At 70.5% G+C, this 25905-nt stretch carries 28 protein-coding genes; 14 read left to right on the plus strand and 14 right to left on the minus strand.

The genetic code is table 11. The features are described from left to right. Positions 1-3 precede the first annotated feature (3 nt). From ABZ459_RS03410 to ABZ459_RS03420, 3 genes are all read left to right on the plus strand, one after another. Complete coding sequence (locus ABZ459_RS03410) at positions 4-603, plus strand: TetR family transcriptional regulator C-terminal domain-containing protein (RefSeq protein ID WP_357965242.1); 600 nt, start codon at positions 4-6, stop codon at positions 601-603. A gap of 69 nt (positions 604-672) precedes the next feature. Then, a complete protein-coding gene (locus tag ABZ459_RS03415) occupies positions 673-1650 on the plus strand; it encodes a diiron oxygenase (RefSeq protein ID WP_357965244.1) in 978 nt (325 codons plus the stop codon). Next, a complete protein-coding gene (locus ABZ459_RS03420) occupies positions 1647-2444 on the plus strand; it encodes an SDR family oxidoreductase (protein ID WP_357965247.1) in 798 nt (265 codons plus the stop codon). The genes ABZ459_RS03415 and ABZ459_RS03420 overlap by 4 nt, the downstream gene beginning before the upstream one ends. A 15-nt stretch (positions 2445-2459) precedes the next feature. On the opposite strand, the gene ABZ459_RS03425 is transcribed toward ABZ459_RS03420, so the two are convergent. Further along, on the minus strand, positions 2460-3221 hold the full coding sequence (locus tag ABZ459_RS03425; RefSeq protein WP_357965250.1) for a class I SAM-dependent methyltransferase: 762 nt from the start codon (positions 3219-3221) through the stop codon (positions 2460-2462). A 51-nt stretch (positions 3222-3272) separates the two neighbouring features. On the opposite strand from ABZ459_RS03425, the gene ABZ459_RS03430 reads away from it, so the two are divergent. Next, entirely contained in the window at positions 3273-3848 is a 576-nt protein-coding gene (locus ABZ459_RS03430) for a copper resistance CopC family protein (protein WP_357965252.1), read from the plus strand. Continuing rightward, complete coding sequence (locus ABZ459_RS03435) at positions 3845-4894, plus strand: CopD family protein (RefSeq protein WP_357965255.1); 1050 nt, start codon at positions 3845-3847, stop codon at positions 4892-4894. The genes ABZ459_RS03430 and ABZ459_RS03435 overlap by 4 nt, the downstream gene beginning before the upstream one ends. Here ABZ459_RS03435 and ABZ459_RS03440 read toward each other — a convergent pair. Continuing rightward, entirely contained in the window at positions 4852-6036 is a 1185-nt protein-coding gene (locus ABZ459_RS03440) for a hypothetical protein (RefSeq protein WP_357965257.1), read from the minus strand. The two genes, ABZ459_RS03435 and ABZ459_RS03440, sit on opposite strands and share 43 nt — an antisense overlap. Positions 6037-6103: 67 nt before the next feature. Then, the gene (locus tag ABZ459_RS03445; RefSeq protein ID WP_357965259.1) at positions 6104-7414 is read right to left on the minus strand and encodes a cytochrome P450; all 1311 of its coding nucleotides are present in this window, start codon (positions 7412-7414) and stop codon (positions 6104-6106) included. Between the two features lie 25 nt (positions 7415-7439). Between ABZ459_RS03445 and ABZ459_RS03450 the strand changes: the two genes are divergently transcribed. The 3 genes from ABZ459_RS03450 to ABZ459_RS03460 are packed head-to-tail and all read left to right on the plus strand — an operon-like array spanning position 7440 to position 11368. Continuing rightward, positions 7440-7847 carry a PaaI family thioesterase gene (locus ABZ459_RS03450; protein ID WP_357965262.1) on the plus strand — a complete coding sequence of 136 codons (408 nt, stop codon included), beginning with the start codon at positions 7440-7442 and terminating at the stop codon, positions 7845-7847. Positions 7848-7907: 60 nt separating this feature from the next. Further along, a complete protein-coding gene (locus tag ABZ459_RS03455; RefSeq protein WP_357965264.1) occupies positions 7908-10523 on the plus strand; it encodes a CocE/NonD family hydrolase in 2616 nt (871 codons plus the stop codon). Beyond that, positions 10520-11368: an ABC transporter permease subunit gene (locus ABZ459_RS03460; RefSeq protein ID WP_352359061.1), complete on the plus strand. Its 849-nt coding sequence runs from the start codon at positions 10520-10522 to the stop codon at positions 11366-11368. Before ABZ459_RS03455 ends, ABZ459_RS03460 begins: the two co-directional genes overlap by 4 nt. Here the strand turns inward: ABZ459_RS03460 and ABZ459_RS03465 are convergent. Further along, positions 11361-11837, minus strand: a complete 477-nt coding sequence (locus tag ABZ459_RS03465) for a VOC family protein (RefSeq protein WP_357965267.1) — start codon at positions 11835-11837, stop codon at positions 11361-11363. The genes ABZ459_RS03460 and ABZ459_RS03465 overlap by 8 nt on opposite strands. Before the next feature lie 366 nt (positions 11838-12203). On the opposite strand from ABZ459_RS03465, the gene ABZ459_RS03470 reads away from it, so the two are divergent. The 3 genes from ABZ459_RS03470 (at position 12204) to ABZ459_RS03480 (ending at position 14366) form a co-directional block, all read left to right on the plus strand. After that, the gene (locus ABZ459_RS03470; protein ID WP_357965270.1) at positions 12204-12371 is read left to right on the plus strand and encodes a hypothetical protein; all 168 of its coding nucleotides are present in this window, start codon (positions 12204-12206) and stop codon (positions 12369-12371) included. 322 nt (positions 12372-12693) lie between these two features. Beyond that, positions 12694-13677, plus strand: coding sequence for a hypothetical protein (locus ABZ459_RS03475; RefSeq protein ID WP_357965273.1), 984 nt, complete (start codon positions 12694-12696; stop codon positions 13675-13677). A 260-nt stretch (positions 13678-13937) separates the two neighbouring features. Continuing rightward, entirely contained in the window at positions 13938-14366 is a 429-nt protein-coding gene (locus tag ABZ459_RS03480; protein ID WP_357965275.1) for an RICIN domain-containing protein, read from the plus strand. Between the two features lie 912 nt (positions 14367-15278). On the opposite strand, the gene ABZ459_RS03485 is transcribed toward ABZ459_RS03480, so the two are convergent. From ABZ459_RS03485 to ABZ459_RS03495, 3 genes are all read right to left on the minus strand, one after another. Then, the gene (locus ABZ459_RS03485) at positions 15279-15440 is read right to left on the minus strand and encodes a hypothetical protein (RefSeq protein ID WP_357965277.1); all 162 of its coding nucleotides are present in this window, start codon (positions 15438-15440) and stop codon (positions 15279-15281) included. A gap of 566 nt (positions 15441-16006) precedes the next feature. Further along, positions 16007-16414 (minus strand): hypothetical protein, encoded by a 408-nt coding sequence (locus ABZ459_RS03490; protein ID WP_357965279.1) that lies wholly within the window; start codon positions 16412-16414, stop codon positions 16007-16009. Between the two features lie 36 nt (positions 16415-16450). Then, positions 16451-16696, minus strand: a complete 246-nt coding sequence (locus tag ABZ459_RS03495; protein WP_357965281.1) for a hypothetical protein — start codon at positions 16694-16696, stop codon at positions 16451-16453. Positions 16697-17371: 675 nt separating this feature from the next. Between ABZ459_RS03495 and ABZ459_RS03500 the strand changes: the two genes are divergently transcribed. After that, positions 17372-17773 carry a hypothetical protein gene (locus tag ABZ459_RS03500; protein WP_357965283.1) on the plus strand — a complete coding sequence of 134 codons (402 nt, stop codon included), beginning with the start codon at positions 17372-17374 and terminating at the stop codon, positions 17771-17773. A gap of 304 nt (positions 17774-18077) precedes the next feature. Here the strand turns inward: ABZ459_RS03500 and ABZ459_RS03505 are convergent, their stop codons facing one another. The 5 genes from ABZ459_RS03505 to ABZ459_RS03525 all read right to left on the minus strand — a co-directional run bounded on the left by ABZ459_RS03505 (position 18078) and on the right by ABZ459_RS03525 (position 21273). Further along, on the minus strand, positions 18078-19211 hold the full coding sequence (locus tag ABZ459_RS03505; RefSeq protein WP_357965285.1) for a methyltransferase domain-containing protein: 1134 nt from the start codon (positions 19209-19211) through the stop codon (positions 18078-18080). Next, positions 19204-19344 (minus strand): hypothetical protein, encoded by a 141-nt coding sequence (locus ABZ459_RS03510; protein WP_357965287.1) that lies wholly within the window; start codon positions 19342-19344, stop codon positions 19204-19206. Before ABZ459_RS03510 ends, ABZ459_RS03505 begins: the two co-directional genes overlap by 8 nt. 130 nt (positions 19345-19474) lie before the next feature. After that, entirely contained in the window at positions 19475-19963 is a 489-nt protein-coding gene (locus ABZ459_RS03515) for a hypothetical protein (RefSeq protein ID WP_357965289.1), read from the minus strand. A gap of 285 nt (positions 19964-20248) precedes the next feature. After that, positions 20249-20407: a hypothetical protein gene (locus ABZ459_RS03520; protein WP_357965292.1), complete on the minus strand. Its 159-nt coding sequence runs from the start codon at positions 20405-20407 to the stop codon at positions 20249-20251. Positions 20408-20490: 83 nt separating this feature from the next. After that, positions 20491-21273, minus strand: coding sequence for a helix-turn-helix transcriptional regulator (locus tag ABZ459_RS03525; RefSeq protein WP_357965294.1), 783 nt, complete (start codon positions 21271-21273; stop codon positions 20491-20493). An 88-nt stretch (positions 21274-21361) separates the two neighbouring features. Between ABZ459_RS03525 and ABZ459_RS03530 the strand changes: the two genes are divergently transcribed. After that, the gene (locus ABZ459_RS03530; protein WP_357965296.1) at positions 21362-21742 is read left to right on the plus strand and encodes a nuclear transport factor 2 family protein; all 381 of its coding nucleotides are present in this window, start codon (positions 21362-21364) and stop codon (positions 21740-21742) included. A 328-nt stretch (positions 21743-22070) separates the two neighbouring features. Here the strand turns inward: ABZ459_RS03530 and ABZ459_RS03535 are convergent, their stop codons facing one another. Continuing rightward, positions 22071-22208: a hypothetical protein gene (locus ABZ459_RS03535; RefSeq protein WP_357965297.1), complete on the minus strand. Its 138-nt coding sequence runs from the start codon at positions 22206-22208 to the stop codon at positions 22071-22073. A gap of 462 nt (positions 22209-22670) precedes the next feature. Between ABZ459_RS03535 and ABZ459_RS03540 the strand changes: the two genes are divergently transcribed. Next, positions 22671-24719, plus strand: coding sequence for an ATPase (locus ABZ459_RS03540; RefSeq protein ID WP_357965299.1), 2049 nt, complete (start codon positions 22671-22673; stop codon positions 24717-24719). A 10-nt stretch (positions 24720-24729) separates the two neighbouring features. Here the strand turns inward: ABZ459_RS03540 and ABZ459_RS03545 are convergent, their stop codons facing one another. Then, a complete protein-coding gene (locus ABZ459_RS03545) occupies positions 24730-25650 on the minus strand; it encodes a hypothetical protein (protein ID WP_357965301.1) in 921 nt (306 codons plus the stop codon). Between the last annotated feature and the right edge of the window lie 255 nt (positions 25651-25905).

Consider the following 25905-nt stretch of genomic DNA (forward strand, 5'->3'; position numbering starts at 1 on the left):
GCTGTGACACCCAGTTTCAGCCGATTAAGGCGCGAAGACCTCCTCAAGACGGCCTGCGAAGTGATCGCCGAGCAGGGGTTCGGTCACACCCGGACCCTGGACATCGCCCGCGCGGCGGGCGTCAGCCAGGCGTTGCTCTTCTACCACTTCGACACCAAGGACGGGCTGTTCGCGCAGGCGTTCGGCTATGCGGCCAGGCTGCATCTCGACGCGCTGTCCGACATCGAGGACTCCCCCGCCGGCCCGCTCGAACGACTGCGCGCCCTGCTGCGGCGCTGCTCGCCGGCGATCCCCTCGGACGAGTGGCGGTTGTGGATCGACGCCTGGGCCGAGGCGATGCGCAGCGCGGAGCTGGAGGAGATCTCCCGCCGGATCGACGCGCGCAGCCGCTCGCTGCTGCGGTCGATCATCGAGGACGGCGTGCGCTCGGGCGCGTTCGCCTGCGGCGATCCCGAGGAGGCGGTCTGGCGGATCTTCGCGCTCATCGACGGCCTGGCGGTCCAGACGCACGTGCATCCCCATGTGCTCTCGCGCCGCCGGGCCGCCGTCCTGCTGCGTACGGCGGTCGCCGGAGAACTGGGGCTGCCCGTCGAGACCCTGTGACCCGGGCCCCTCTTCCGCGCCTATTGGATCCTTCGTACAATTGCTGGGGCGAGGAGAGGAGCACCCGCGATGACATCCGCACCGAGCTCTACCACCGCCGGCGAGAACGACGAGAGGGTCGCCGACCGCACCGCCTACGAAGCGGTCATCGAACGCCTGTCGAAGGCGTCGGTCGACAAACACTGGGAGCCCTACCGCGACATCCCGTGGGACGACCCGGAGTTCCGCGTGGACCAGGCCGACCCGCGCTGGGAGCTGCCCGAGGTCGACAAGCTGGGCGGCCACCCCTGGTACCGCAGCCGCTCCCCCGAGGTCCGCGCCAGGATCGGCCTGTGGCGGGTGGCCACCGCCATGAAGATCGGCCTGCAGTTCGAGAACCTGCTCAAGCGCGGCCTGCTCAACTACGCCTACCGCCTGCCGAACGGCTCCCCCGAGTTCCGGTACGTCTACCACGAGACCATCGAAGAGGGACATCACGGGATGATGTTCCAGGAGTTCGTGAACCGTACGAAGCTCCCGATCCGCGGCATGCCGCGGCCGCTGTCCCTGGTCGCCCAGATCGCGCCCTGGATCCCGCTGATCTCCACCGAGCTGTTCTTCGTCTTCGTCCTGGGTGGCGAGGACCCGATCGACCACGTGCAGCGTAAGGTGCTGAAGGACGGCCGGGCCCACCATCCGCTGGAAGAGACGATCATGCGCATCCACATCGCGGAGGAGGCCAGGCACATCTCCTTCGCCCGCCACTACCTCCGCAGCCGGGTGCCGCGCATGCCCCGCCACCGGCGGATGTTGCTGAGCGTGATCTCGCCGGTCGTGCTCGGCGTGATGGCCCGCATCATGCTCGCCCCGCCCGGCCCGATGATCAGGCACTTCCGCGTCCCGGCCGGCGTCGTGGCCGAGATCTACCGCGACAACCCGGCCGCCCGGCGGGAGATCCGCGACTCGGTCGGCAGGACCCGCGAGCTGTGCGCCGAGATCGGGCTCCTCAACGTCGTCAGCAGGAAGGTCTGGCAGGCCATGGGGATATGGGCGGAGCCGCGCCGGTGAAGGTCGCGGTGGTGACCGGGGGCGCCTCCGGGATCGGCCGCGCGGTGGCGCGCGAGCTGCGGAGCAGGGGCGTGGCGGTGGTGATCGCCGACGTCGACGAGCAGGCGGGCAAGCAGGCCGCCGCCGACTTCGGCCTGGAGTTCGCCCGCCTCGACGTCACCGACGCCGAGGCCGTGGCCGCGCTGGTCACGCGGGTGAAGGCCGAACGCGGGCGGCTCGACTTCCTGTTCAACAACGCCGGCATCGCGGTCGGCGGCCGCACCCGTGAGCTGACGCTCGACCACTGGAACCGGACGATCGACGTGAACCTGCGCGGCGTCGTCCACGGCGTGCACGCGGCCTATCCGATCATGGTGGACCAGGGGTTCGGGCACATCGTCAACACCGCCTCGCTGGCCGGGCTGGTGCCCGCGCCGCTGATGCTGCCGTACACGACGAGCAAGCACGCCGTGGTCGGGCTCTCGCTGGCGCTGCGGGCCGAGGCGGCCGCGTACGGGGTGCGGGTGAGCGTGGTCTGCCCGGGGTTCATCGACACGCCGCTGCTCGACCACGCCAACCCCGGGCTGCCGCAGAACGAGATCGCCGCCCACGCCAGGCGGGCGGCGGTGCGGGCGCAGGGGCGGCTCTATCCCGTCGACGCGCTGGCCGAAGACATCCTGCGCGGGGTGGCCAGGAACAAGGCGCTGATCGTGGCGCCCGCCTCGGGGCGGATCGCCTGGCGCGCCGCCCGGCTGTGGCCGTCGGCGGCGGTACGGGTGGCGGGCCTCGCGGTCCGGCGGCTCACCCGGCGCTGAGCCCCGGCCGCCGGGCTATTCGGGACGGCGGGCGATGAGGACCTCGGTGGTCGTCGTCAGCTCCCAGCGGCCCGACGGCTCGGCGGCCAGCAGGGCGGCCCTGGCCGCCTCGACGAACGCGGGCAGGCGGTCGCCCAGCCTGGCCGGGGCCGTGTAGGAGTAGGAGAGCTGCAGGCCGAGCACGGCGTCGAGGTCGTAGGCGAGGCGGTGCTCGTACCGGCTCGCCTCCAGGTCGGTGAAGGGCGAGGCGGCCAGCACGTCGTGGTGGTGCTCGCCGGTCTGCTGGAAGGAGCCGGCGGCCGTCCAGGTGTTCACCCCGAACTCCTCGCGCACCCGGCGCATGACCGGCTCCCACGGCTCCTCGACGGGGTCGCGGGTGGGGCCGACGAGGGCGACGACGCCGCCCGGCGGCAGCAGCGCGTCGAGGTCGGCCAGCACCGCGCGGCGGTCCATCCAGTGGAACGACCGGCCCATCACGACGTGACCGAACGGCGGCAGTTCCCGCAACGTCGTCGAGTCGCCGCGCAACCAGCGGACGCCTGGCACGCCCGCCGCCAGCCGCCGCCCCTCGGCCAGCATCTCCTCGTCGGGATCCACGGCCAGCACCTCGCGCACCCGCCCGGCCAGCGGGATCGCGATCGTCCCCGGGCCGCAGCCGAGGTCGAGCACGACGCCGTCCGGGCCGAACGCACGGGCCAGCCGATCGATGGCCGGATCGCCGTGCCCGGGCCGGTACTTGGCGTAGTAGGGCGCCGCGCCGCCGAAGAGGTCCGTCATGGGTGGGACCATATACGGGTTCGAGACTCGTTCGATGGAAGGTTTTGATCGGTGAGGCGGCTACTCACGGTCCTGTTGCTCGCGTGCGCCGCGGTCGGGTTCGCCCTTCCCGCGCAGGCGCACAACGTGCTGGTCGGCAGCGATCCGAAGGACGGCGCCACGCTGTCCGCCTCGCCCGCGCGGGTGACGCTGGTGTTCGACCAGGCGGTCCGCCAGGGCTACGCGCAGGTGGGCGTGACGGGGGCGGACGGCTCCTCGTGGGCCGACGGTGCGGCGGAGGTGGCCGCCGAGCGGGTCTCCGTCAAGGTCAGGCCGCTGCCCGCGGGCGGCTCGTACGTGGTGGGCTACCGGATCCTGTCCTCCGACGGCCATCCGGTGACCGGGAAGATCAGCTTCACCATGGCCGCCTCCGCCACCGGCGTCTCGGCCGGGCAGGCCGAGCAGGGCGACAGCGCGGAGGCGGCCGAGGCGGCGGCCAACGGCGGGGCCGGCATGGCGGTCGTGTGGATCGTGGCCGCGCTGCTGCTGCTGGCCGCGGGCACCGCCGTCGCCCTCCGCCGCGCCGCCCCGGCCCCCGATCCCGCCTCTCCAGAGTCGGAGTCGGAGTCGGAGGGCACGCGGGCGTGACCGCCACCGTTTCCTCCCGTTCCGGTTCCTCCCGTTCCGGGCAGCATGTCGGAGGCGGCCGGCTCGTCGCCGGGGCCTTCGTCGTGTGCGGGATCGTCGCCGCCGTGGCGGCGTCCACGCTCACCGCGCAGGAGTCCGTGCCGGGCATCCCCATGCCGGGGCCGGTCGTGGCCTACGGCCTGCCCGTCGTCCGGGTGCTGCTCGACCTGGCCGCCGTCGCCGTGGTCGGGCTGAGCCTGGTGCCCAAGCTGCTCGGCTTCGACGACCCCGACGCCACCGAGCCGGTCCTGCGCCGGGTGCGTCCGCTCGCCGTGCTGGCGGCCTGGGCGTGGGCGATCTGCGCGCTGCTCACCATCGTGTTCCAGACGGCGGAGCTCAATCCGGGCCGGGTGCCCACGTTCGGCCTGATCGCCTCCTACGTCGAGGAGGTCGGCACCGGGCAGGGGTTGCTGTTCAGCGCGGCGTGCGCGCTGGCGGCGGCGGGCATCGGGCTGATGGCGGTCAGGTTCGGCGAGAAGGTGCCCGCGGAGCTGCGGATCATCGTGGCGCTGTTCGGGCTGCTGCCCATCCCGGTCACCGGGCACGCGGTCAACTCCGTGTGGCACGACCCCATCATGATCTCGATGGAGATCCACGTGATGGGCGCGGCGGCCTGGGCGGGCGGCCTGGCCGCCACGGCCGTGTTCGTCGCCCCCCACCGGGGGCTGCTGGCCGTGGCGCTGCCGAAGTTCTCCAGGATGGCCACCGTCTGCCTGCTCCTGGTCGCGCTGTCCGGGCTGGTCACGGGGCTCGGCACGATGGCGCTCACGCCCGGCGTCGAGCTGCCCGGCGCGATCGTGACCAGCCACTACGGCGTGCTCGTCGTGATCAAGACGGCGCTGGTGGCGCTGCTGGTGCCGCTGGCCGCCCACATCCGCTTCCGCCTGCTGCCGGTGATCCGCCGCGGCGGGGCCACCGCCCTGGCGAGCTGGACGGCGGCCGAGGTGGGCGTGATGGGGCTGGCCTACGGGGTGGCGGTCGCGATCACCCGGGCCTCGATCGGCTGAGGCCGCCGGTCGCGCCGCCCGGCGAGCCATTCGGCGGCCAGCCAGGCGGCCAGCAGGCCGAGCCCGGCCCACAGGGCCGACGACGTGACCAGGGGCGGGGCTCCGTACAGGCCGGTCTGGCCCTTGATCGCGCCGTAGACCGGGCCCATGGCCGCGTTCTGCACGGCCAGCGCGCCGTAGGCGCCGGCGGTCACCACGACCGCCCCCACGACGGCCCGCACGGCCGGGACGCGCACCAGGAACGCCAGGTCGACCAGCAGCCCGGCCGCCACGAAGAAGAACGGCACCGCCGACGGCGGGAAGCCGCCGAAGGTGAGCAGCGGCCAGATCAGCGTGCGGAACCCGACGTACGCGCCGGCCACCAGCGTCGCCGCGCCGAACCTGCCGATCAGCAGCCTGGCCGCGACCAGCACCGACAGCCCGCCGACGACGGCGAAGACCGGGTAGAGGTAGTCGGGCACGGGCAGGGTGAACCCGCTCATCATGATCCGGTCGACCGGACGGCCCATCTGGTCGGCGGCGAAGCGCAGCAGGATCGGCTCGGCGTAGGTGGCCTGGTTGTCCCAGGCGCCGAGCGACAGGATGCCGTACTCCTGGTGCTGCTCGGGGAAGTGCACGTTCTCCAGGAAGAACGCGAGGAACGCGCCCAGCACGACGGTGCGCTCCCGGCCGGGGGGCGCGCCCATGAACCAGCCCCTGATCACACCCATGATCATGAAGAACGTTCCAACGTAGAGCATGATGTGCGACGGGCTCCACGAGGTGATGTCGAGCCCGTTGACGCGGTGGTTGATCAGGTCGAGCGGCACCGCGACGAGGAAGATCCCGGTTCCCCACTGGATGAGCCGCAGCGCCGCCTTGTCGACGCCGTAGCCGGTGTAGCCGTGGACGACGGTCAGGACGACGACGAGCGCGGTGCCGGCGGAGTTGAGCAGGTGGGGCGGGGCGAGGTCGTCGCGCAGCCATTTGAAGTGCCACGAGACGTCCCAGGCCGAGCCGAGGAGCTTGAGCGTGAGCGCCACCAGCCATCCGAAGTAGAGCACCCGGAACAGGTCTTGCGGCGTCTCGCGCCCCGCCTGGCCTCTGGTCCAGTACGGCAAGGCCCACGCTGCGGCCTTCTTGAACGATGCTGGTGACTTCACGGCGCAAATCTTACGGTCATCCGGCCCATCGGTCTCAGATGTCCTATTTGTCCGACCGAGGCGGCCTTCAGGCCGGGCGGTGGGTCAGGCGTACCGGGAGGTGTTTGAGGCCGTTCTGGAAGTTGGAGGTGAGGCGTACCGGGGGGCCGGCGGGTTCGACGTCCCAGGCGAGCAGCTCGGTGAAGACCGCGCGGAGCTGGACGCGGGCGAGGTGGGCGCCGAGGCAGAAGTGCGGTCCGAACCCGAAGCTGACGTGGTCGTTGGGGGTACGGGCGACGTCGAAGCGGTCGGGGTCGGCGAAGACGGCCGGGTCGCGGTTGGCCGAGGCGTGGTAGACGACCACCTTCTCGCCCGCCTGGATGCGCCGGCCGCCGAGCGTGAGGTCGCGGGTGGCCGTACGGCGGAAGTCCATCACCGGGGGCCAGTGGCGCAGCATCTCCTCCACCGCGGACTCCAGCAGCGACGGGTCGGCGCGCAGGCGGGCCAGCTCGGCGGGGTGGCGGAGCAGGCTGAGCAGGCCGCCGGGAATGCCGTTGCGCAGGGTCTCGTTCCCGGCGACGGCGAACAGGAAGAACATGTTCTCGAACTCGGCCCCGGTCAGGCCGCCCTTCCTCATGGCGGACATGACGGACTCGTGTGGGGTGTCGGCCAGGGCGTGGGCATAGGCGAACATGTCCGTCAGCGCGGCCCTCGACCTGGGGTTCATGCCCGGTTCGAGCTCGGGACGGGCGGCGACCGCCAGGCGGCCCACGGGGCTCAGGGACTCGACCTCGGCCGTGGACAGGCCGGCGTAGTCGTCGTCCTGGTAGCCGATGACGCGGGAGGCCCAGTCGTACAGCAGCCGCCTGTCCTGCTTGGGCACACCCATCACGTGGGCCAGCGTCCAGACCGGCAGGTCGGCGGCCACCTCGACGAAGTCGCACTCGCCGGGCGCGAGCAGCGCCGCCACCCGGTCCTTGATCGTGCGTTCCAGGGCGCGGACCGCTCGCGGCGTGAAGGCGGCCGCCACGATCCGCCGCAGCCTGGAGTGGTCGGGCGGGTCCATGTTGAGCATCATCGACCGGACGAACTCCAGGTCGGCAGGGGTGTCGGGGTCGCGGATCTGGGTGGCGCCGAAGTGGGAGGAGAAGTCGTCGGGGCTGCGCAGCACCCGTTTGACGTCGGCGTGCCGGAACACGCCCCAGTAGCCGGGCCCCTCGCGCCACGGGCCGACGGCCGGCTCGGGGATCCAGCAGACCGGGCTCTCCCGGCGAAGCCGGGCATACAGGTTGTAGGGGACGTCCGCCGCGTAGGTGGACGGCAGGAACACCTCGGCCAGGTCACGCGCCTCCCCCTCCGTCGAGTTGTCCACAGGACGCTCGCTCCGCTCCTCCGCCATGCCCTACAGCGTGCATGATGAGCGCGTGACTCCAGAAGACGCACAGGCGATTCTCCGGCAATACTTCGCTCCCTGGATCCAGGAGCTCGGGCTGCGGGTGGAGGAGGTGGGCGAGCGGCACGCCGTCGTCCGGCTCCCCTGGTCCGACTCTCTGGCCAGGGACGGCGGCGGGTTGTGCGGCCAGGCGATGATGGCCGCCGCCGACACCGCCACCGTCGTCGCGATCTCCTCCGCCAGGGGCGGGTTCGTGCCGATGACCACCGTGCAGCAGTCGACCACGTTCCAGCGGCCGGTGGTGGGCCGCGACGTGCTGCTCGACGTGCGCGTCACCAAGCTGGGGCGCTCGCTGGCCTTCTCGGAGGTCACGCTGACGCCCGACGGCGACGGCGACCCGGCCGCGCACGCCTCGACCGTCTACGCGATCCTCGGCTGACGGCCGCCCGGCGACGGCCGTCTCAGGGATCTCTCAGGTGCGGAAAGTAGGCTCACCGCCATGAAACGTGTGGCCGCGCTGGTCGCGGTGCTCGCCGTCATCGGGGTGACGACGTGGCTGGTGTGGCCGTCCGCCGCGGAGGCGCGCGGTCAGGACCAGCGGATCACGGTCGTCGACGGGCCCGCCGACGACCAGCGGGTGGAGCTCGACGCCACGTTCTTCCCGCCCGCCGGCGGCGGAAAGGCGCCCGCCGTGCTGGTCGCCCACGGGTTCGGCGGCAGCAAGCAGAGCGTCCGCCGGCAGGCCGCCCGCCTGGCCCAGGACGGCTACGCCGTGCTGACCTGGTCCGCGCGCGGCTTCGGCCGCTCCACGGGCGAGATCGCGCTCAACTCGCCCGACTACGAGGTCAAAGACGTCAAGCAGCTCGTCGACTGGCTGGCCAAGCGGCCCGAGGTGCGGCTCGACGCCGCCGGCGACCCTCGCGTGGGCATCACGGGCGGCTCGTACGGCGGGGCCATCGCCCTGATGGCCGCCGCCTTCGACCAGCGGGTCGACGCCATCGTCCCGCAGATCACCTGGGCCGACCTGGCCGACGCCCTCTTCCCCAACGCCGCCGCCCCGGGTCCGGGCGCCCAGTCCGCGATCGGGCAGCGCGTGGCCGACGGCGTCTTCAAGCGCATGTGGGCGGGCATCTTCTTCGGCCAGGGCGTCTCCCTCGACACCTTCGCCGCCCAGTCCCGCCGCGAGTCCGCCGCCCCGCTGACCGTCGAGCAGGCCAGGTGCGGCCGTTTCCTGCCGGCGATCTGCGGCATCTACCAGCAGGTCGCCGAAGACGGCCGGGCGACGCCCGAGGCCGTCGCGCTGCTGCGCAGATCCAGCCCGGTCACCGTGGCGGGCCGGATCAAGGCGCCCACCCTGCTCCTGCAGGGCCAGCGCGACTCCCTGTTCCCGCTCGCCCACGCCGACGCCAACGCCCGGGCCATCGCCGCCGCCGGCACGCCGGTGAGCATGGCCTGGTTCGACGGCGGGCACGACGGCGGCAACGGCGAGGCCGACTGGCTCTACGACCAGTCCTCGGCCTGGTTCGCCCGCCACCTCAAGCGCGAGGCCGCGCCCGCGGTGAGCGCGTTCACCGTCACCCGTGACGGCGGCCGCGACCCCGGCACCCGCCAGCGCATCAGGCTCCACCCCGAGGCCGCCGCCTACCCCGGCCTGGCCGGCACCGACACCACCACGGTGCAGCTCGCCGGCCCCGAGCAGAACGTCGTCAACCCGCCCGGCGGCGCCCCCGCCTCGATCTCGACGGTTCCCGGCGTCGGGGGGCTGCTGGGCGGCCAGGGCGGCGGCGCGGGGGTGTCCATCGACATGCCCGGCCAGAGCGCGGCGTTCGAGTCGCCGCCGCTCACCGCCCCGCTCCAGCTCACCGGCAGCCCCACCGTCAAGGTCAAGGTATCGGGCAAGGGCCAGGCGACACTGTTCGCCAAGCTCTACGACGTCGCCGACGCCGTCCAGCCGCCCGCGCTGCCGGCGGGGCTGGTGGCGCCGTTCCGGGTCACGATCCCCGAGGGGGCCGGCTCGGCCGAGGCCACGGTCACCCTGCCGGCCGTCGACCACCGGTTCGCCGTGGGCCACCGGCTGCGGCTGGTCGTGACCACGACGGACATGGGGTTCGCGACCCCGGCCGAGCCCGCCGCGTTCGGCGTCTCCCTGGCCTCGCCCACGCTGGCCGTCCCCACGGTCCGCACGCTCGCCGCGCCGCCGACCGGGGTGGCCTGGTGGGTGTGGGCGATGCCCCTGGCCGCCGTACTCGCCGCCGCCGCCCTGCTGGCCACCGGCCGCCCCTCGGGCCGCGCCTCGGCTGCCAGGGTCGACGTCGGCGCGAGCCCGGACGGTGACGGGGCATCGCAGGCGCCGGGCGGTGACGGCGGCCGGGAGGTGCCGTTGGAGATCGTCGGGCTGACCAAGGCGTACCGCAACGGCGAGCGGGCCGTCGACGGGCTGTCGTTCCGGGTCGAACAGGGCCAGGTCCTCGGCCTCCTCGGCCCCAACGGCGCCGGCAAGACGACCACGATGCGGATGATGATGGGCCTGATCCGCCCCGACTCCGGCGAGATCCGGATCTTCGGCGACCCCGTCACCCCGGGTGCGCCCGTGTTGTCCAGGCTGGGCTCGTTCGTGGAGGGCCCCGGCTTCCTGCCGCACCTGTCCGGCCGCGACAACATCGAGCTCTACTGGGCCGCCACCGGCCGCCCCGCCGCCGACGCCCACTTCGAGGAGGCGCTGGAGATCGCGGGCCTGGGCAAGGCGCTCGACCGCGCCGTGCGCACCTACTCCCAGGGCATGCGCCAGCGGCTGGCCATCGCCCAGGCCATGCTCGGCCTGCCCGACCTGCTGGTGCTCGACGAGCCCACCAACGGCCTCGACCCGCCCCAGATCAGGGAGATGCGCGAGGTGCTCAAGCGCTACGCGCGCGACGGCCGTACCGTGATCGTCTCCAGCCACATGCTGGCGGAGGTGGAGCAGACCTGCAGCCACGTGGTCGTCATGCACCGCGGCCGGCTGGTCTCCACCGGGCCGGTGTCGCGGCTGCTGAGCTCGGCGGCGGGCAACGGCAACGGGCACGGCGGTCCGCGCCTGGAAGACGTGTTCCTCGACCTCATCGGAGACAGATCATGACCGCCGCGCCGGGCTACGCGCCGCGCCGCACGCTGCCGCTGCGCGTGGAGATCGTCAGGCAGTTCAAGCGGCGGCGGACGCTGGTCATGTTCGGGCTGCTGCTGGCGTTGCCGTGGGTGCTGGTGATCGCGTTCCAGTTCGGGCCGCAGTCCGGCAACCAGGGGCAGTCGTCGGTGCGGATCAGCGACCTGGCCACCGCGAGCGGCCTGAACTTCGCGGCGTTCGCCCTGTCGGTGTCGGCGAGCTTCCTGCTGGTGGTGGCGGTCGCCCTGTTCTGCGGCGACACGGTGGCCGCCGAGGCCAACTGGTCGTCGTTGCGATACCTGCTGGCCGCGCCGGTCCCCCGCGACCGCCTGCTGCGCCAGAAGCTGATCGTGGCGCTCGGCTTCTCCGCGGCGGCGGTGATCTGCCTGCCGCTGATGGCGTTGCTGGCCGGCACGGTCGCGTTCGGCTGGCACGACATCCAGGTGCCGGGCACCGGCGAGACGATCCCGGCGCTCGACGTGCTGCCCCGGTTCGGCATCGTGATCGGTTACGCCCTGGTCAGCCAGCTCGTGGTGGCGGCCCTGGCGTTCCTCGTCTCCACGGTGACCGACTCGCCGCTCGGCGCGGTGGGCGGGGCGGTGGGCCTGTGGATCGTGTGCACCATCCTGCAAGCGGTCGAGGCGCTGGGGACGCTGCGCGAGTTCCTGCCGACGTTCTGGAACAACGCGTGGCTGGACGCCCTGGCCCCCGAGCTCGACTGGAGCGGGATGGCCAAGGGCGCCTCGGTGTCGATCACCTATGCCGCGATCCTGATCGCCGTCGCCTTCCGCAGGTTCCGGCGCAAGGACGTGGTCAGCTGACGCCCTTGGCGGCGTCCTCCAGGCCCTTGATCTCGATCTTCCGCATGCCCAGCATGGCCTGCATGACCCGCTGGGCGGCGGCCGGGTCCGGCACGCTCATCAGCTCCGGAAGGGCCCTCGGGACGATCTGCCACGACAGGCCGTACCGGTCCTTCAGCCAGCCGCACTGCGACTCCTCGCCGCCGTCGGTGAGCCTGGCCCACAGGTCGTCGACCTCCTCCTGGGAGGCGCAGTCGACGTACAGGGAGATCGCCTCGGTGAAGGTGAACTGCGGGCCGCCGTTCAGGGCGAGGAAACGCTGCCCGGCCAGCTCGAAGGAGACCATCATGGCCTGCCCGGCAGGCCCGGGGCCGCCCTCGGGGTAGCGCTGGACATCCAGGATGCGGGAGTCGGCGAAGATCGAGGTGTAGAACTCGGCCGCCTCTTCGGCCTGGTTGTCGAACCACAGGTAGGTCGTGATCTTCTGCATGTCGCCGGTCGTCCTTTCGAGACGTGTCGCGGGGGCCGGGTCCGTGCCCGTCCCCTTCCTTTCATCGACGCGTCGAACGGGACGGGGGCGGATCGACACACGTCCCGAAGAATCTTTGAAAAAAGTCTGAGACGTCCAAGAAGGGCATCCTCCAGCCGCGAGGCCCTGCGCATCTGGTTCGATGACGAAGGCGACGGCGCGCGTTCCAGACTGGCGCGGTCGGCGGAACGTGGAACCAGCCGGGTCGGCTGGGTCTGCGGCGACCGGGACGGTGTTCCACACCTGCTTGCGCAGGCTCGGCGGGCGCTCTCCGCATTCCACCACCTCGACCGGCGTGTACGGCGTGACCCGTCGGGTGCGTAGTCCGTGGTGGAGACGGTCGTGCCGGTGCAGTCGCGGCAGATCGTGGGACTTGGCGTCGAAGGCGGCGACCGCGCCGTCCAGGAGTTCGGCGAGCTCGTCGTCGCCCAGCGCGGTGATGTCCTGGGGAAGCTCGAACTGATCCACGAGCGGCTCTCCCTCGGTGAGAGGTGAGAGTTCGGCCCACAACCAGCGGCGATGCGTTCGAAGCTAGCGCACGCCTCGCTGGCCATGAGGTGTCAACACAGCGCGCTGAGCAGCAGCGGCGCATTCTTGCTGAGAGATGTCACGCGATGAGAACAGATCGCGGCCATGCCGTACCGCGCCATCGCGGGATGGGGATGTTGTTGATGTGCCTCACACTGTCTTTCGTCGTCCAGGGCCTGCCGATGACGGTCTGGACGCGGCGGATCTTCAGCCCAGCGAGTTAGGGAGCAAGGAGGCCCGGCTGTTCACCGGGCCGTGGCGGCTACCGGTGTCCCTTACCCTGCTCGCGTTGATCATGATGCTGCTCGGGACACGGGAGTACGAGAGCGCGATTACCACGTTCCCCAGCGTTCCCGACTCAGGAGGGGTTCACCTCAACCTCGGCACCGTCCCCAAGAACATCTCCATTCAGTTCTACATGACCGAGGAGAACCCCTCCTATTTCCGCATGGAGTTTCAGGCGGAGGTCCCCGCCCAGCCGGGCAGCAGTTCCCCTTGCACGCCGACGACCATCTACCTGAAGGATCTCCGTACCGAGTCTCTTGATTTCTCCGGCGGGACAATCAAGGCGACGGAGACGGAGGAACCGAGCATCGAAACGCCCGGGGCCACATCCTTCACCACCCACTTGGCCGGCGAGACGTGCGGGACAGACCGCTGGTTCTGGATCACCGGCAAGCTGAGGACTCCCCTGTTCGCCAGGAACGGACCTGCTCTCAGCGCGCATCTGCCCGGTTTCAGCGTCGAAGGGCAGCGTGACGCCGTTGCCGCCATCTCAGCCAGCTGGAACGTTCAACTCACAGACGAGGATGCCACCAACATCAAGCCCGAGGTGATCTCCGCGGACTACAAGGGACCCGGGCTCTATTGGCGGGCGACGGCAAAGCCGATCAACCTGTCGCCGATATCCGCCTACGATTCGACCGGCACCAGCGCCGTTTCTGCACAGTACGGGAACTTCACCTCCATGCCCGCTCAGAAGGCGGCCGAGCGGTCCCTCTATTGGGCCGGTCTCCTCACCGGTGCGGCTCTCTCCCTGCTTACGTGGGCTGGTGAGGCAGCTTGGGAGGTACGCACGAAACACCGCACGGAGCAGACGGTCAGCGCCACCGAGATCGCCGAGCTCGTTTCCGTTCACGTCGAACGGCTCCTGGACATGCGGGCGATCGAACAGGCCGCCAAGGAACGACAGCAGGAACCCACGCGACAACAGATCGGGATCTTGAAACGTATTCGCCTGGCATCCCAGCAATTCAGAAATCCTCGAATTTGAATGTCGGTACATCTGTTATTCAGAGCGCCCGCCTCTCCCCCGCCCACGCCGGGCAGCCCCAAGCTCAGAGCGCTCCCCCGGGGGCCTGCGTCAGCCACCACTCAGCACGCGCCAGCCCTGGGTGAGAGTCCGCCGCTTTCCTGCAGCAGCCCCCTGTCCGCAAGCGGTCATGGCCGAAGGGTGATTTCCCGTGCGAGATCGTCTCTTATGGAGACAAGGCGGCGCACCGCCACCTCCCGCTCCAGTTCGAGAGGAACCGCATGGACATCCCGGCCCGAGCCACCCTGATCAACAAGAAGTCCGGGCTCGCCCTCGACATCATGGAATACGACATGTCCGACGGTGGCTGGGTGATCCAGTGGACTCCCCACGGAAAGCCCAACCAGATCTTCCGCCTGGAACCCGCCGAGGGCGGCTACAAGTTCATCGCCGAACACTCCGGCAAGGCCCTCGACGTCACCCTGGCGAACCAGAACTCCGACTTCGCGATGCAGTGGGGCATCAACGGCAGCCCCAGCCAGATCTGGTACCTCAAGGAACACGAGGCGGGCGTCTACCGGCTCATCGCCAAGCACTCAGGCAAGGTGCTGGCAGTCGCGAACGCCTCCACCGACCCGGGCGCGCGCGTGGTGCAGTCCGAACCCGGTCACGAAGAGAACGAAATCTGGCTCCTCAAGGCCGTTCCCTAGCACCGGTACGCGGACGCGGGCGCGTCCTGGAACAGCGCAGCGGGACACCCCTTCCAGGTCGCGCCCCCTAGGCGCTCTGCGTGCGCGCCGCCAGCTCAGTTGGGGGACGCGTCCGGGCTGGTACCGCATCGCGGTGACCGATGGCCGGCGGACCTCCTCCGGGGCTGCCCGCTCGGCCGCAGCAGCGCGTCGACGGCGCGGTCGCGGTCCCCGAAGGCGTCCCAGGCGCGGCGGTGTCGATGCAGTACCGCGCGCACCGTTCGGAGGTCGGCAACTGGCCAGGGTCCACCGTCCGCGCCCTGGGCTTCCTCCGTGTCCGTGATCAGCCGGCCGCGACGCCCAGATCCACCACCAGGCTCGCGATGGCCACTACGTGCACCGGCCGCCTGCGAGCCCACTCCCCCCAGGAACAGCGACAGCCGCGGCTCAGCACCTGCCTGGCAGCGGGAGAATCTGGCGAAGTCCACGAACTCGCCGTCCACGCGAGCACGCCCCTCCACCAGCAGCAGGTTCCCCACCCCAGAGCGGGCATCCAGCTCCTGAGCCGCCCGCGGGCCCGGCTTCTCCGCCAGCTCGATGACACGCCTCAGACCGCCCGGCTCGGCCTCGGTCGCCATCACGCCGCGCAGCTGGGCCAGTTCCCTGCGGTAGGGGCGGCCCAGCACGGCCACGCCCGGCAGCGCCTGGCGCAAGTGCCCGAGCGGGTTCGCATCCGGGGTGCAGGTTGTCGCCGTAGGCCACGAACAGCTCCCCGCCCACGCCGCCCAGGTGGTCGGCGCCATTGATCAGCGAGGTCAGAGCCCCGTAGGTGCCCGCCTGGGCCACCCATTCCACTGTCATCCCCGCGACCGGCAGCCCGCCCGCCCCGGGCAGGCCCGCGGCCCGTAGATACCGCTCACCCCCCATCGCCGGTCAGGGCCTGACGCGGGCCTCGCCCAGCACCGCGATCTCGTCCAGCAGCCGAACGATCCCGGGCGTGCCCTCCACCGGCAGGCACTCCTTGGGCAGGTAGCCCCCATGCGCGCACCTGGGTGCCCAGCCCTCCGGCGGCCACCACGACCTTCGCCTGTTCAACCGCCCCGCTGGCGCGGGTCGCAGGGGTACCGTGCGCCGGTGATGAAGGTACGAGTCACCGGCGTTCTCATCGAGGACCGCCGGATCCTCCTCCTTGACCAGGACACCGGCTCTGGGAGGTGTGGACAGTGGCGCGCTTGACGCCGAGGTACTCGGCGACGTCGTCCATCGTCCAGTAGGCGGCTTCCGCGTCTGGCGGTACCGGCGCCGCAGTAAGTGCGTGGGTCGCGGAAGGGCGGCCGGCCATCTGGGCCTCCGCTCAGGCGGTGGGGGGTGCCCTCCGCGAGGCGAGGTTTCATCCCCTTGTCCCGCGGAGGCGGCTCGTCAGGCGTCTTCCCGCCCTGAGGTGGGAGGACGGAAGTGCGGGTCGCCGAAATCGTCGCCCTCCGCGTGGGCCTCGATCCACAGGGCGGCCAGGTCCGGATGCTCCGGGAAGGCCAGCAGGTCGCTGAGCGTCTCGACCTTGAGACAGGTCAGTGCAGTGGCGACGTCTGCACTCCGGGACGTGAGCCCTGCCGTGGGTGGAGGCTCATGTCCCGGAGTGCCGAGGACTGGCAGGGCAGATGCTAGGGAGCAGGGTCTCCAGACTTCTCGCCCTTACAGGTCGAGCCGAATATCTTGCCGGTCCGCTGGTTAACGCATCTCTGGCACGGCTTTGCGTCCTCATCAAGGTCGCCCTTGCAGAGGATGCCTTCCTTCTTCTCTTCCTTCTTCGGTGACTCGGGTGCCTTTCCGGGCGCGCTCTTCTGTTCGCAGTACTGCTTCTTGTAGACGCCCTTCTTGTTCTGGCACCACTTGCATCGCTTGTGCTTGCCTTCGCGCCACTCGCATGGCTTGCCGTATGCGGAGGTGGACGTGCAGACGGTGGATGTGCTGGACGCTTGAGCTGGACTGGGCTGCTCCTGCGCGAACGCCGGCGAGGCCAAGGTGGTGGCCGCCACCAGCGCCCCAACGGCGAATGCTTTCCTGAGCATGAGACTCCCCCCGTTGTTCGTCTCCTGCCTGTCTCTTCATGGTGCGCCCTTCAGCGGATGGGCAGTCAAGACGCCGGCGAAAATCCCGTGTTTCTCGTCTGAGGGTTTCGCGACGACGGAAACCGCTTTATCGGATTCCTTTTTCTGATGCTGAAGATTCCTTGTCCGCCTAATAGTCGTCGTCGCGCTCTGCCGTTGCGCCGTGCTCCTCTGTGACATGCGTGGGATCGAGGTCGAGGCGGGGGCGAAGGTATCGAACGGCGTGTCGATGTCTTCCTGCATCCGTCGCAGTGTCTGCCGGGACCTCCATCATCAGGTTCCGGCTGAACCCGCATGTAGCTGATGGGGTCGCGGTCGCCGTACAGACTCAACACCCAGCCCGGCGCAGCTTGCACTCCTGGCAGGCGCCGCAGTCGGCCACCACGACGCCGGACCGGCCGAGCTGGTCGAACAGTTCGGTGGCGGTGATGTAGGCGCGGTGCATGGGCTGAAGCTCTCGTACCGGCGGCGGGCTGTCACAGGATCTCGCCGGGGGTCCGGCGGGAGGGGGGCGGGGGGTGTGGTTCAGCGGGTGGGGAGGTTGATCACTTCGACGAGGTCGGCCAGGGCGACGTGGACTTCGATCTCGTGGATGTGGCGAGTGGTGGCCAGGAGGTAGAGGTAGCGGCGGCCGTTGACGCGTTGCCGGCGGCCGAGCGCGCCGCCCCCGAAGAGGTGCGCTGGCCGTCGGTCAGCGCACCTCTTCGGCTGGAGCGTCTTCGGCGGCCAAGCAAGGCTCTGACGTCCAACCGTGAACGAGGAATGATCACCGAAAGATGGCAGGGCTTTAGGCGCTTCGTAGTGGCGGCCTGTCGGACATAGTCGCAATATGTAGCCGATCAACCACTGTTGGCGATTGATCGGTCACGTTGCTATCGCCAACTGGAGCAGACACACCCTTTTCCATAGGAGCATCCCATGCGCAGAACCGCCATCACTCTCACACTGGCCTCAGCCTTCACCGTCAGCGCCTCACTAGCCACATCCGCCGCCTACGCCGACCTCGGCGACGCCCAAGCTACCGGCGCCCGCGCCGTGGCCATCGTCAACGCCGACGCCACCGTGGTGCGCTCCAAGGGCGTCACTGCGGTGAGAAAGCTCGACGTCGGCCAGTACTGCGTCCAACTCGACAGCGACTACGACGCCAGCAGGGGCGTCCCGGTAGCCAACATTCGCTGGATCAGCGTGCCCACGTGGAACTCTGGCGCGTTCGTGGAGGAGTCTGGGACGCGGTGCGGCGCTGGAAACCGCTATGTTCTCGTCAGGACCAGTAATGGCTCCGGGCCCGCCGACGCTTCTTTCTCTGTCATCGTGCCCTGACGCTTCCTGCGCCCGGAGCTGGCACCTGCAGCGGAGCAAGACCGCAGAGCGTCTGTATGGACCGATTAGCAGGCGAACATGAGCCAACGCCGCCGCTGGGCTAGAACCGCCAAGGGAGCATGGGCACTGCCTTGCGGCGGCGAACCGGGATGCCCGAAGGGCCGCACACCCGGTCGGCATATCCGCCGGTCAGCGCCCGCAGCTGTCGGGGCGCATGGCCGATGGTCTCGCACTGTCGCCGGGCTGTCACGGGTTCCGGTACGCGCTTCCCCCGGGCCCCCTCGGCCGGCGGGCCCGGCGGCTGTCAGCCCAGCACCCGGGCAGGTGAGTCGATCCAGTACTGCTGACCCTGGGGGCTGACCGTCATGCCGAACCGGTCGCGTCGGGGCTCCCCGAGCCGGACCCATTGGAAGTAGGCGGCCACGGCCTCGTCCCACACCGGCCGGTCGCCCAGCTCGAACAGCGTGTACTCGTCCTGCCCGTCTTCCCAGACGGCCAATGCCTTCTCCCCTGGGCCGCCCGACACCCAGGCCAGGAAACGCCCCGGCTCCTCCCGGATGTCCAGTCGCAGCCCCGTCAGGGCGGCGACCGCGAGCCGGGCACCGGGTGGCGCGTGCGCGATCATGCGAGGGTCCACGCGCGTGGTGCTCTCCCGCGGCTCGGCCCCGTCCGGGTCCGGATGGTAGACGGGGCGCTGTGACCGCAGGGTCATGTAGTCGGCGTACTCCCGGAAACGGCCGTGCGCGGTGCCGTCCGGCAGCACGACCAGCCGCAGCGCGTGCCCGTCCCCGATCCCGGTGTGCAGGGGGGTGACGATCACCGCTCCGGGGCGGCACTGCTCGATCCAGGCGTAGGGCACCGTCCGGACAGCGCAGGTGGCATGGACGCGGTCGAACGGGGCGCGGCCTGCGGCCCCCGCGGCGCCATCACCGACGACCAGGTGGGGGTGCAGACCCGCCCCGGCGAGGTTGTCCGCGGCCGCCGCCGCGAGCGCCGGGTCGACCTCGACGGAGGTCACGTTCTCCTCACCGGCCAGGTGGCACAGCAGCGCGCACGTCCACCCCATGCCCGTGCCGATCTCCAGTACCCGGTCTCCCGGCCGGGGGTCGAGGAGTTCGAGCAGGTCGGCGACCGTCGCGGGCGCGGACGACGACGAGCTGTAGGCGCCTTCCAAAGCACGCAGGTCGGTCGCACCGTCGTCGAGCTGGGTGACGATCGCGCCCTCGGTGTAGACGGCGGTGAGCCATTCCTTGGGGTCGGCGTCCCGGTCGACCAGATACGGCCGGTCGCCGGCCGGGATCAGCGCCACCGGCGGGACGTAGTGGTGGCGCCGCGCCGCCCGCAGGGCTTGCTCGATCCGCTCACCGACCGGCGCGCGCACCGAGACGATGCGCGCCATCATGGCATCGAGCAGCCCCTCGAGGTCGTGGTCAGTCATCGGCGCTGCCGTCGGAGTGCCTCGGCTTCTCGCGTGATCCGCCTCCCTTGCCCTCCCCGTCGTACTGCTCGTCGCCTGGGGGCTCGAAGTCCTCGTAGGTGTTCTTCTTGCCGCCGCCTCCGTGCCTGCCCATGGCGCTCTCCCTTCGTCGTACGTTCGCCTCCGGAGCGTGCTCATCGTGACCGTACGGTCACGCTCTGGTCCTGGCAAGGCGCCTGAGGAGGGGAGGGCGTGCAGCTACGCTTTCGGGTCCCACGTGCCCGTCAGCCGACGGCGGCCGGTCGCTCGCGATCCGGCAAGGTGTCCTCGCCGCGCAGCACCACGACCGCGAGCGTGTACGGCGGGCAGTGCACCGCGTGCTGGCCGCTGACCTGCACCCGCAGGTCGAACGGTCGGCAGGACTCGGTCAGGACGGCGACCGATTCGCCGCAGACCTCGTACGGCTCCACGACCGCGGCGAACATGGTGCCGCCGCGCCACCACGACATGCCGTGGTCGTGCAGGTGGCCGAAGTCGATCGGGCAGGTGCAGTGACCGAACATTTCCGGCTCGGGCCGGTCGGGGTGGCGCAGGACGCACGGGCAGCGGAAGGGCCGGACGACGATGCCCAGGTCCTGCTCCAGCCGCCGGACCCGTTCGGCCCGCTCGTCGCAGAACCGCTGGGCCTTCGCCCGCTGGGCGCGGGCCTCGGCGAGCAGCTGCCGGCGTTCCCGCCGAGCGGCCTCAGCGGGAGCAGGGTCGTGGGCGGGCATGACGCCGAGGGGGGGCGGCCGAGCCGGGCCCGATCGACGACCAGGACCCCGGCGCCGTCGTCGGCGGCCCGGGTCAGTACGGCCAGGAGCTGGCTGCGGCCGCAGAGGTCGAAGCACTCCTCGACGATCTCGCCGCCGCGATCCGCGACCCAGCCGCGCATCTCGGCCAGTTGCCGGTCAGTGGCCCTGACGTCGTCGGCCGCGCTGTAGGCGTACAAGATCCACGATGTGGGGGGTTGTGTCATCCACTCAGCGTAAGAACACGCTCACAGAGTGGTGGCGCATTCACGAAACCGTGGCCGCGGCCTGCCGGCGTCCGTTCGCTGACCGCTCGTAGGTGCCGGGCTGCAAGACGATCTCCAGCACGAGGGCCAGTTCCCCGAACAGCTGGACGTAGCGCGACTCGTCGGCCTCGTCGTAGTCGTCGCCGGTACGGCCGTCCACGATGGCCGCGATGTCGGCGTAGGGGTCAGTCGTGACGGTCGAGGACGACGCTCTTGGTCGGTCACAGTTCCGGACCGGCGGTATCAGGTTGCGGCAGCCGTCCTGAAGAAGTGGGCGGTGTCGTCGTCGGCGGGGAAGTACGCCTCGACGGCGATCTCATCGAGCGTGACGTCGAAGGCCGCGCCGAACGTCGTGATGGTGTTGACGAAACACAACTCCGCTCCGCGATGCCGGATGCGGATGGGGAGCGCGATCTCGGCCGGATCGGGTGGCCGCGGGTCGCCCGCGGGACCGTAGGACTGCACCTCCTCGTACAGTGCGCTCAGTTCGGCGTCGCCGCTCCGCGCGACCTGGCGGGCGAGCCGGGGCAGCAGGAATCCGCGGACCTGCCCGAGGTTGAGCAGCCGCGGCGCGAACCCGCCCGGGTGCAGACCGAGCCGCATCATGTTGACCGGCGGCCGGAGCAACTCCGCGTCGACGCCTTCCAGGAAGACGTCGATCGCCGAGTTGGCGAACAGCAGGTTCCAGCGCCGGTCGACGGCCAGCGCCGGATACGGTTCGTGCCCGCGCAGGATCTGCTCCAGGACGTTCCGCGCCGAAGCCAGGTGCGGGTCCTTCAGCGGCCGTTCGCGGACGACGGGCGCGTGACCGGCCGCGACCAGCAGGCGGTTGCGTTCCCGCAGCGGGACGCCCAGATTCTCGGCCAGACGCAGCACCATCGCACTGCTGGGAATGGTCCGTCCCGTCTCCACGAAGCTGACGTGCCTGGCGGACACGTCCGCCTGCAGCGCCAGATCGAGCTGGCTGAGCCCGCTGCGGTGCCGCCACTCGCGCAGCAACTCGCCGATCGGCCGGTCCTGGTTCATCCGGCGATTATCCTCACACCACGCCGACCTGCACGATTACATGCCATGTAATCGACACCGCCGGGCGACCGCTGCGACGGTGTTCCCCATGAACGACACCAGCACGACCACCCGCAACAAGCACCTGGTCCTCGACGGCTTCACCCGGTTCGCGGCCGGGGACATCGACGTGCTCCGCACGCTCCTGCACGAGGACTTCGTCGAGCACAGCCCGGACAACCCCTCCGGGCGGGACGCGTTCATCGCCCACATCGCCGAGGCTCCCGTGGCGCGGGCCCGGCTCGACCTCAAGCGGGTGATCGCCGACGACGATCACGTGGTGCTGCACTACCTCATGACCACGGACGACGACCCGCGCGGCGTCGCCGTCGTCGACATCTGGCGGCTGGCCGCCGGGCAGATCGTCGAGCACTGGGACGTGGTCCAGCCGGTGCCGGAAGCGGCGCGGGTTCCGCACGGAATGTTCTGAGGCGACGGCGTGCGGCGGACATCGCCCCTTCATCGATCGGCGTCCCGGCGCCGGAGGTCCCATGGAACTCGCCCCGCCTCGGCAACGACACCCTGCCGCAGCTCACCGGCCCAGGTGAGCGAGGCGGGCCGCGCGGGTGGCGTGCAACCTCGGCGGAGCCTTGACCGGTAGCTGAGCGTCCGGGCCGACAAGGCGTACTGCTCCCGCGCGATCGGGCAGCGCCGGCGCGCACCGTGCCGAACCGGCCGACCGCGTCGCCGCCCGGCAGTGGCGCGGCGGCCGTAGTGGCCGTCCACCGTCCTTCGGCGCGGCCGGCCACCGCGCCCGCTCAGCCGTCGGGTGCGGCATCAACCGGCTCGAACGCCATCGCGGCATCACCATCCGGCACGGCGAACTCGTCGTCCGCTCCGCAGCCACCGTCCGCATCGCCCGCCGTCCACAACCGGCTGACGATCCCCAGAGACACGACCTAATGGGACGAGTGGGATTCGGCGTGCCAGAAGATGGCGTACCGGGATAGGGCGGCCCTGGGGGCGATGGGCCGGAAAGGGGGATCAGGCGGGCCGTTTCGGGAGCGGCCGGGGCCCAGAGAAGCGGACGCCCGGCCCCAGGACGGCGCGGGCGGCCAGGTCAGCCCCAGTGCGGAGGCTTGTTGTCGAGGTAGAAGGCGTCGGCGTCGGCTTCACGCCAGTCGCCCCAGCCGAGGTCGGTGTCGTCCGAAGTCTGCTCCGGGAGAAATTCGTCCACGGAAAACATGCTACCGAGACGTACAAACCAACACCGGTCGTCTTCCCGGCTCCACGGACAGCCCTCGCGCCCGGCGGTACGATGCCAGGGCAGGTGTCGCCGATCCCCCGTGAGGCTGCGCATGGCCACCCCTACAGGCTGGCGGAGAGAAGGCAATCTACCGGCGGAGCTCACCAGCTTCGTGGGACGGACCCGGTTACTCGCCAACCTCAAGCGGCATCTTGCCGAGTCCCGGCTGGTGACCGTCACCGGCATCGGCGGGGTGGGCAAGTCACGCACGGTGCTGCGGCTGGCGCACCAGGTCCGTACGCAGTACCCCGACGGCGTGTGGTTCGCCGACCTGGCCCGGCTGCAGGACGCGGGCATGGTCAAGCACACGATCGCCTCGGCGCTCGGCATCGCCGACCAGTCCTCCCGGGCGGAGTCGGAGTCGCTGTCGGAGTGGGTCGGCGAACGCGACATGCTGCTCATCATCGACACCTGCGAACACCTCGTGCAGGGCTGCGCCGAGCTGGTCCACGAGCTGCTGGAGGCCGCGCCCAACCTGAAGGTGCTGGCCACGAGCAGGCAGTCGCTCCACCTGCCGTACGAGCAGGTGGTGCCGGTGCCGCCGCTGGTCGTGCCCGGCGACGACCCGACGGAGAACCTGTTCACCAACGAGTCGGTGCAGTTGTTCGCGCTGCGGGCGGGAGCGGTCGTGCCCGACTTCCAGCTCGAAGAGGACAACATCGGCGCGGTGGCCGAGCTGTGCCGCAGGCTCGACGGCATCCCGCTGGCGATCGAGCTGGCGGCGGTGCGGCTGCGCGCCCTGTCGGTGGAGCAGATCCTCGGGCTGCTGGCCGACCGGTTCAGCCTGCTGGCCGGCGCGAGCCGTACGGCGCTGCCGCGCCACCAGACGCTGCGGGCGGCGATCGGCTGGAGTCACGAGCTGTGCGAGCCCGCCGAGCGGTTGTTGTGGGCGCGGCTGTCGGTGTTCGCCGGCGACTTCGAGCTCGACGCGGCCAGGTTCGTCTGCTCCGACGGGCGCCTGCCGTCGGAGGACATCACCGATCTGGTCACCGGGCTGGTGGAGAAGTCGATCCTGATGATCAGGAGCCACCACTCCGGCGTCCGCTACAAGCTGATCGACACGCTGGCCGAGTACGGCGAGGAGTGGCTGGACAAGCTCGGCCAGGCCCAGCAGATGCGGCAGCGCCACCTGGAGTACTACCTGAGCCTGGCCCAGCGCAGCGAAGACGCGTGGTCGGGTCCGCGGCAGATCTACTGGTTCGTGCGCATGCGCCAGGAGCACGACAACGTGCGGGTCGCGCTGGAGCACGCGTTGTCCTCGCCCATGCGCAGCGGTTCTGCGCTCACGCTGCTGGCGTCGTTGTGGTTCATGTGGGTGTGCTGCGGATTCGTCCGGGAGGGGCGTCTCTACCTCGAACGCGCGCTGGAGGCCAACCCCTCACCGAGCAAGGAGCGCTGCAAGGCCCTGTGGGTGCTGTCCTACGTGCGCAGCGCGCAGGGTGACAGCGTCGGCGCGCTGACGGCGGCCGAGCAGTGCAGCACGGAGGCCGTCCGGGTGGGCGACTCCAGGGCGGTGATCCTGGCCTCGAAGATGCAGGGCACGGCCGCGCTGCTCCAGGGCGACCTGCAGAAGGCCAGCGCGCTGCTGGGCGTGGCGATCGAGTTCAACACCGACAACAAGGAGCTCAACCCGGGCCTGCTGCCCGCGATCGTCGAGCTGTCGCTGGTGTTGTCGGCGCAGGGCGAGCTGTTCGAGGCCGAGTCGCTGCTCCAGGACTGCCTTCAGGTGTGCCGGGAGCGCGGCGAGCTGTGGGTCAGCTCGTACGCCCAGTGGGCGATGTCGCGCACCAGGCTCGCCACCGACCGGCCGGGAGAGGCGCTGCACAACGCCCGCGAGGGCCTGCGGATCAAGCGGCACTTCCACGACACGCTGGGCACGCTGCTGGTGCTGGAGACGACCGCGCGCATCCTCATCGCGCTCAAGCAGGCGCCGACGGCGGCCAAGCTGCTGGGCGCGTTGCAGCAGAACTGGCGGACGGCCGGCCTGCCGCAGATGGGCGCCCCGTTCCTGACCGACGACCACGACGCGTGCGTCGAGGACTGCAAGTCGATGATGGGCGAGCTGGCCTACAAGAACGCCTTCGAGAACGGCGCCCGCCTCGACCTCGACGAGGCGTCCACGCTCGCGCTCGGCGACCTGGACGCCCCGGCCGAGGACTGATCCCGGGGCCTCACACGGCCTGGGGCCAGCAAGTCCCCTCCGGCCACGCGTGCACGTAACGCGCGCTGCCGAGCGAGAACTCGATGTGCCCGCGTACCCAGTGCTCAAGGCCGCGGACGTACGTGCGGACGGGCGGCGGGGCCCACTCCTCCAGCGCCGCGCGCCGGTCGAGGAAGGCGGCGATCGCCTGGTTGTGCATGTCGGAGACCTCCAGGAGGGCGTCCTGGAGGGTGAGGTTCCGGTGGGTGGCCAGCACGGTGACGAGGTTGTGCCGGGCCTTGTCGTTGTCGCATTCCTTGGCGTAGGAGAGCAGGTCGTTGTCCCAGCCGATGAGGTCGCAGGCCAGGTCCGACAACATGCGGACGTCGGGATGGTGCCACTCCTCGGCCTCGAGGCGGTAGCCGCCGCCGGCGTCGATGAGGGCGAAGCAGGTGTAGGTGGCCCCGGTGATGCGGCGCATCAGGATGTAGTCCTGCGGCGTGGGGATCAGGTCGACCTCGCGGTTGGCCGCCTCCCAGATCTGGGCGAACAGGTACTCCTTGACCGTGATGCGCCACCGGTCCACCTGTGCCGGGGTGGAGGTGGCGACGATGCGGTGCAGGAGCTCGTTGAGGGCGAGGCCGAAGGGGTCCTTGTCGTCGGGCTCCCTGCGGTCGTCCAGGATCTCCAGGAGCGGCGGCAGGGCGCGGGCGAGCGCGGAGGCCCGGTGCCCCATCAGCTCACCTTCGCAGAAGGCGTCGTCGAACGCGAAGAGCCAGTTGTACCAGTCGTTGATCAGCCGGAGGCTGTCGCGCGGGACCTCGGGGTTGGTACGGGCGGCGAGCAGGCCGATCTTGGAGCGCCGGAAGTGTTCGATGGTGTCGGCGCCCTTGAGCATGTTGGAGGCGGCCAGCCACTTGTGGCTCTCCTCGTCGACCTCCGCGGCATGCACGTTGATCTCGTTGGGGAACGGGCACGGGAGCGGAGGGATGTGGAGCGGTCGCCTACTGAAGGAATGCGCAGAAGTTGCCACGTCCTTCAGCATGACGATCGGCTGTTCAAAAGGCCACACTCGACAACTTGGAGCCCTTTAATGCCTTTTTCGCACTATGGAATCCTCCAAGGCACCCGGTGGATAAACTGGGCATTTGCCGCTATTCAGGCCGGTCCAATGCCTGCGAGGCGCCGTACCGCTGATCGGCTTCCG

It is taken from the genome of Nonomuraea sp. NPDC005692 (assembly GCF_040631115.1).
Classification (GTDB): Bacteria; Actinomycetota; Actinomycetes; order Streptosporangiales; family Streptosporangiaceae; genus Nonomuraea.

Bases quoted from the DNA above. Each gene is read 5' to 3' on its own strand.
- ABZ459_RS03445 (WP_357965259.1), bottom strand. From the start codon at position 7,414: ATGGCGGAGGAGCGGAGCGAGCGTCCTGTGGACAACTCGACGGAGGGG.
- ABZ459_RS03515 (WP_357965289.1), bottom strand. From the start codon at position 19,963: ATGCCCGCCCACGACCCTGCTCCCGCTGAGGCCGCTCGGCGGGAACGC.
- ABZ459_RS03505 (WP_357965285.1), bottom strand. From the start codon at position 19,211: ATGACTGACCACGACCTCGAGGGGCTGCTCGATGCCATGATGGCGCGC.
- ABZ459_RS03525 (WP_357965294.1), bottom strand. From the start codon at position 21,273: ATGAACCAGGACCGGCCGATCGGCGAGTTGCTGCGCGAGTGGCGGCAC.
- ABZ459_RS03425 (WP_357965250.1), bottom strand. From the start codon at position 3,221: ATGACGGACCTCTTCGGCGGCGCGGCGCCCTACTACGCCAAGTACCGG.
- ABZ459_RS03530 (WP_357965296.1), top strand. From the start codon at position 21,362: ATGAACGACACCAGCACGACCACCCGCAACAAGCACCTGGTCCTCGAC.
- ABZ459_RS03455 (WP_357965264.1), top strand. From the start codon at position 7,908: ATGAAACGTGTGGCCGCGCTGGTCGCGGTGCTCGCCGTCATCGGGGTG.
- ABZ459_RS03490 (WP_357965279.1), bottom strand. From the start codon at position 16,414: ATGCTCAGGAAAGCATTCGCCGTTGGGGCGCTGGTGGCGGCCACCACC.
- ABZ459_RS03510 (WP_357965287.1), bottom strand. From the start codon at position 19,344: ATGGGCAGGCACGGAGGCGGCGGCAAGAAGAACACCTACGAGGACTTC.
- ABZ459_RS03480 (WP_357965275.1), top strand. From the start codon at position 13,938: ATGGACATCCCGGCCCGAGCCACCCTGATCAACAAGAAGTCCGGGCTC.
- ABZ459_RS03415 (WP_357965244.1), top strand. From the start codon at position 673: ATGACATCCGCACCGAGCTCTACCACCGCCGGCGAGAACGACGAGAGG.
- ABZ459_RS03500 (WP_357965283.1), top strand. From the start codon at position 17,372: ATGCGCAGAACCGCCATCACTCTCACACTGGCCTCAGCCTTCACCGTC.
- ABZ459_RS03465 (WP_357965267.1), bottom strand. From the start codon at position 11,837: ATGCAGAAGATCACGACCTACCTGTGGTTCGACAACCAGGCCGAAGAG.
- ABZ459_RS03495 (WP_357965281.1), bottom strand. From the start codon at position 16,696: ATGCAGGAAGACATCGACACGCCGTTCGATACCTTCGCCCCCGCCTCG.
- ABZ459_RS03460 (WP_352359061.1), top strand. From the start codon at position 10,520: ATGACCGCCGCGCCGGGCTACGCGCCGCGCCGCACGCTGCCGCTGCGC.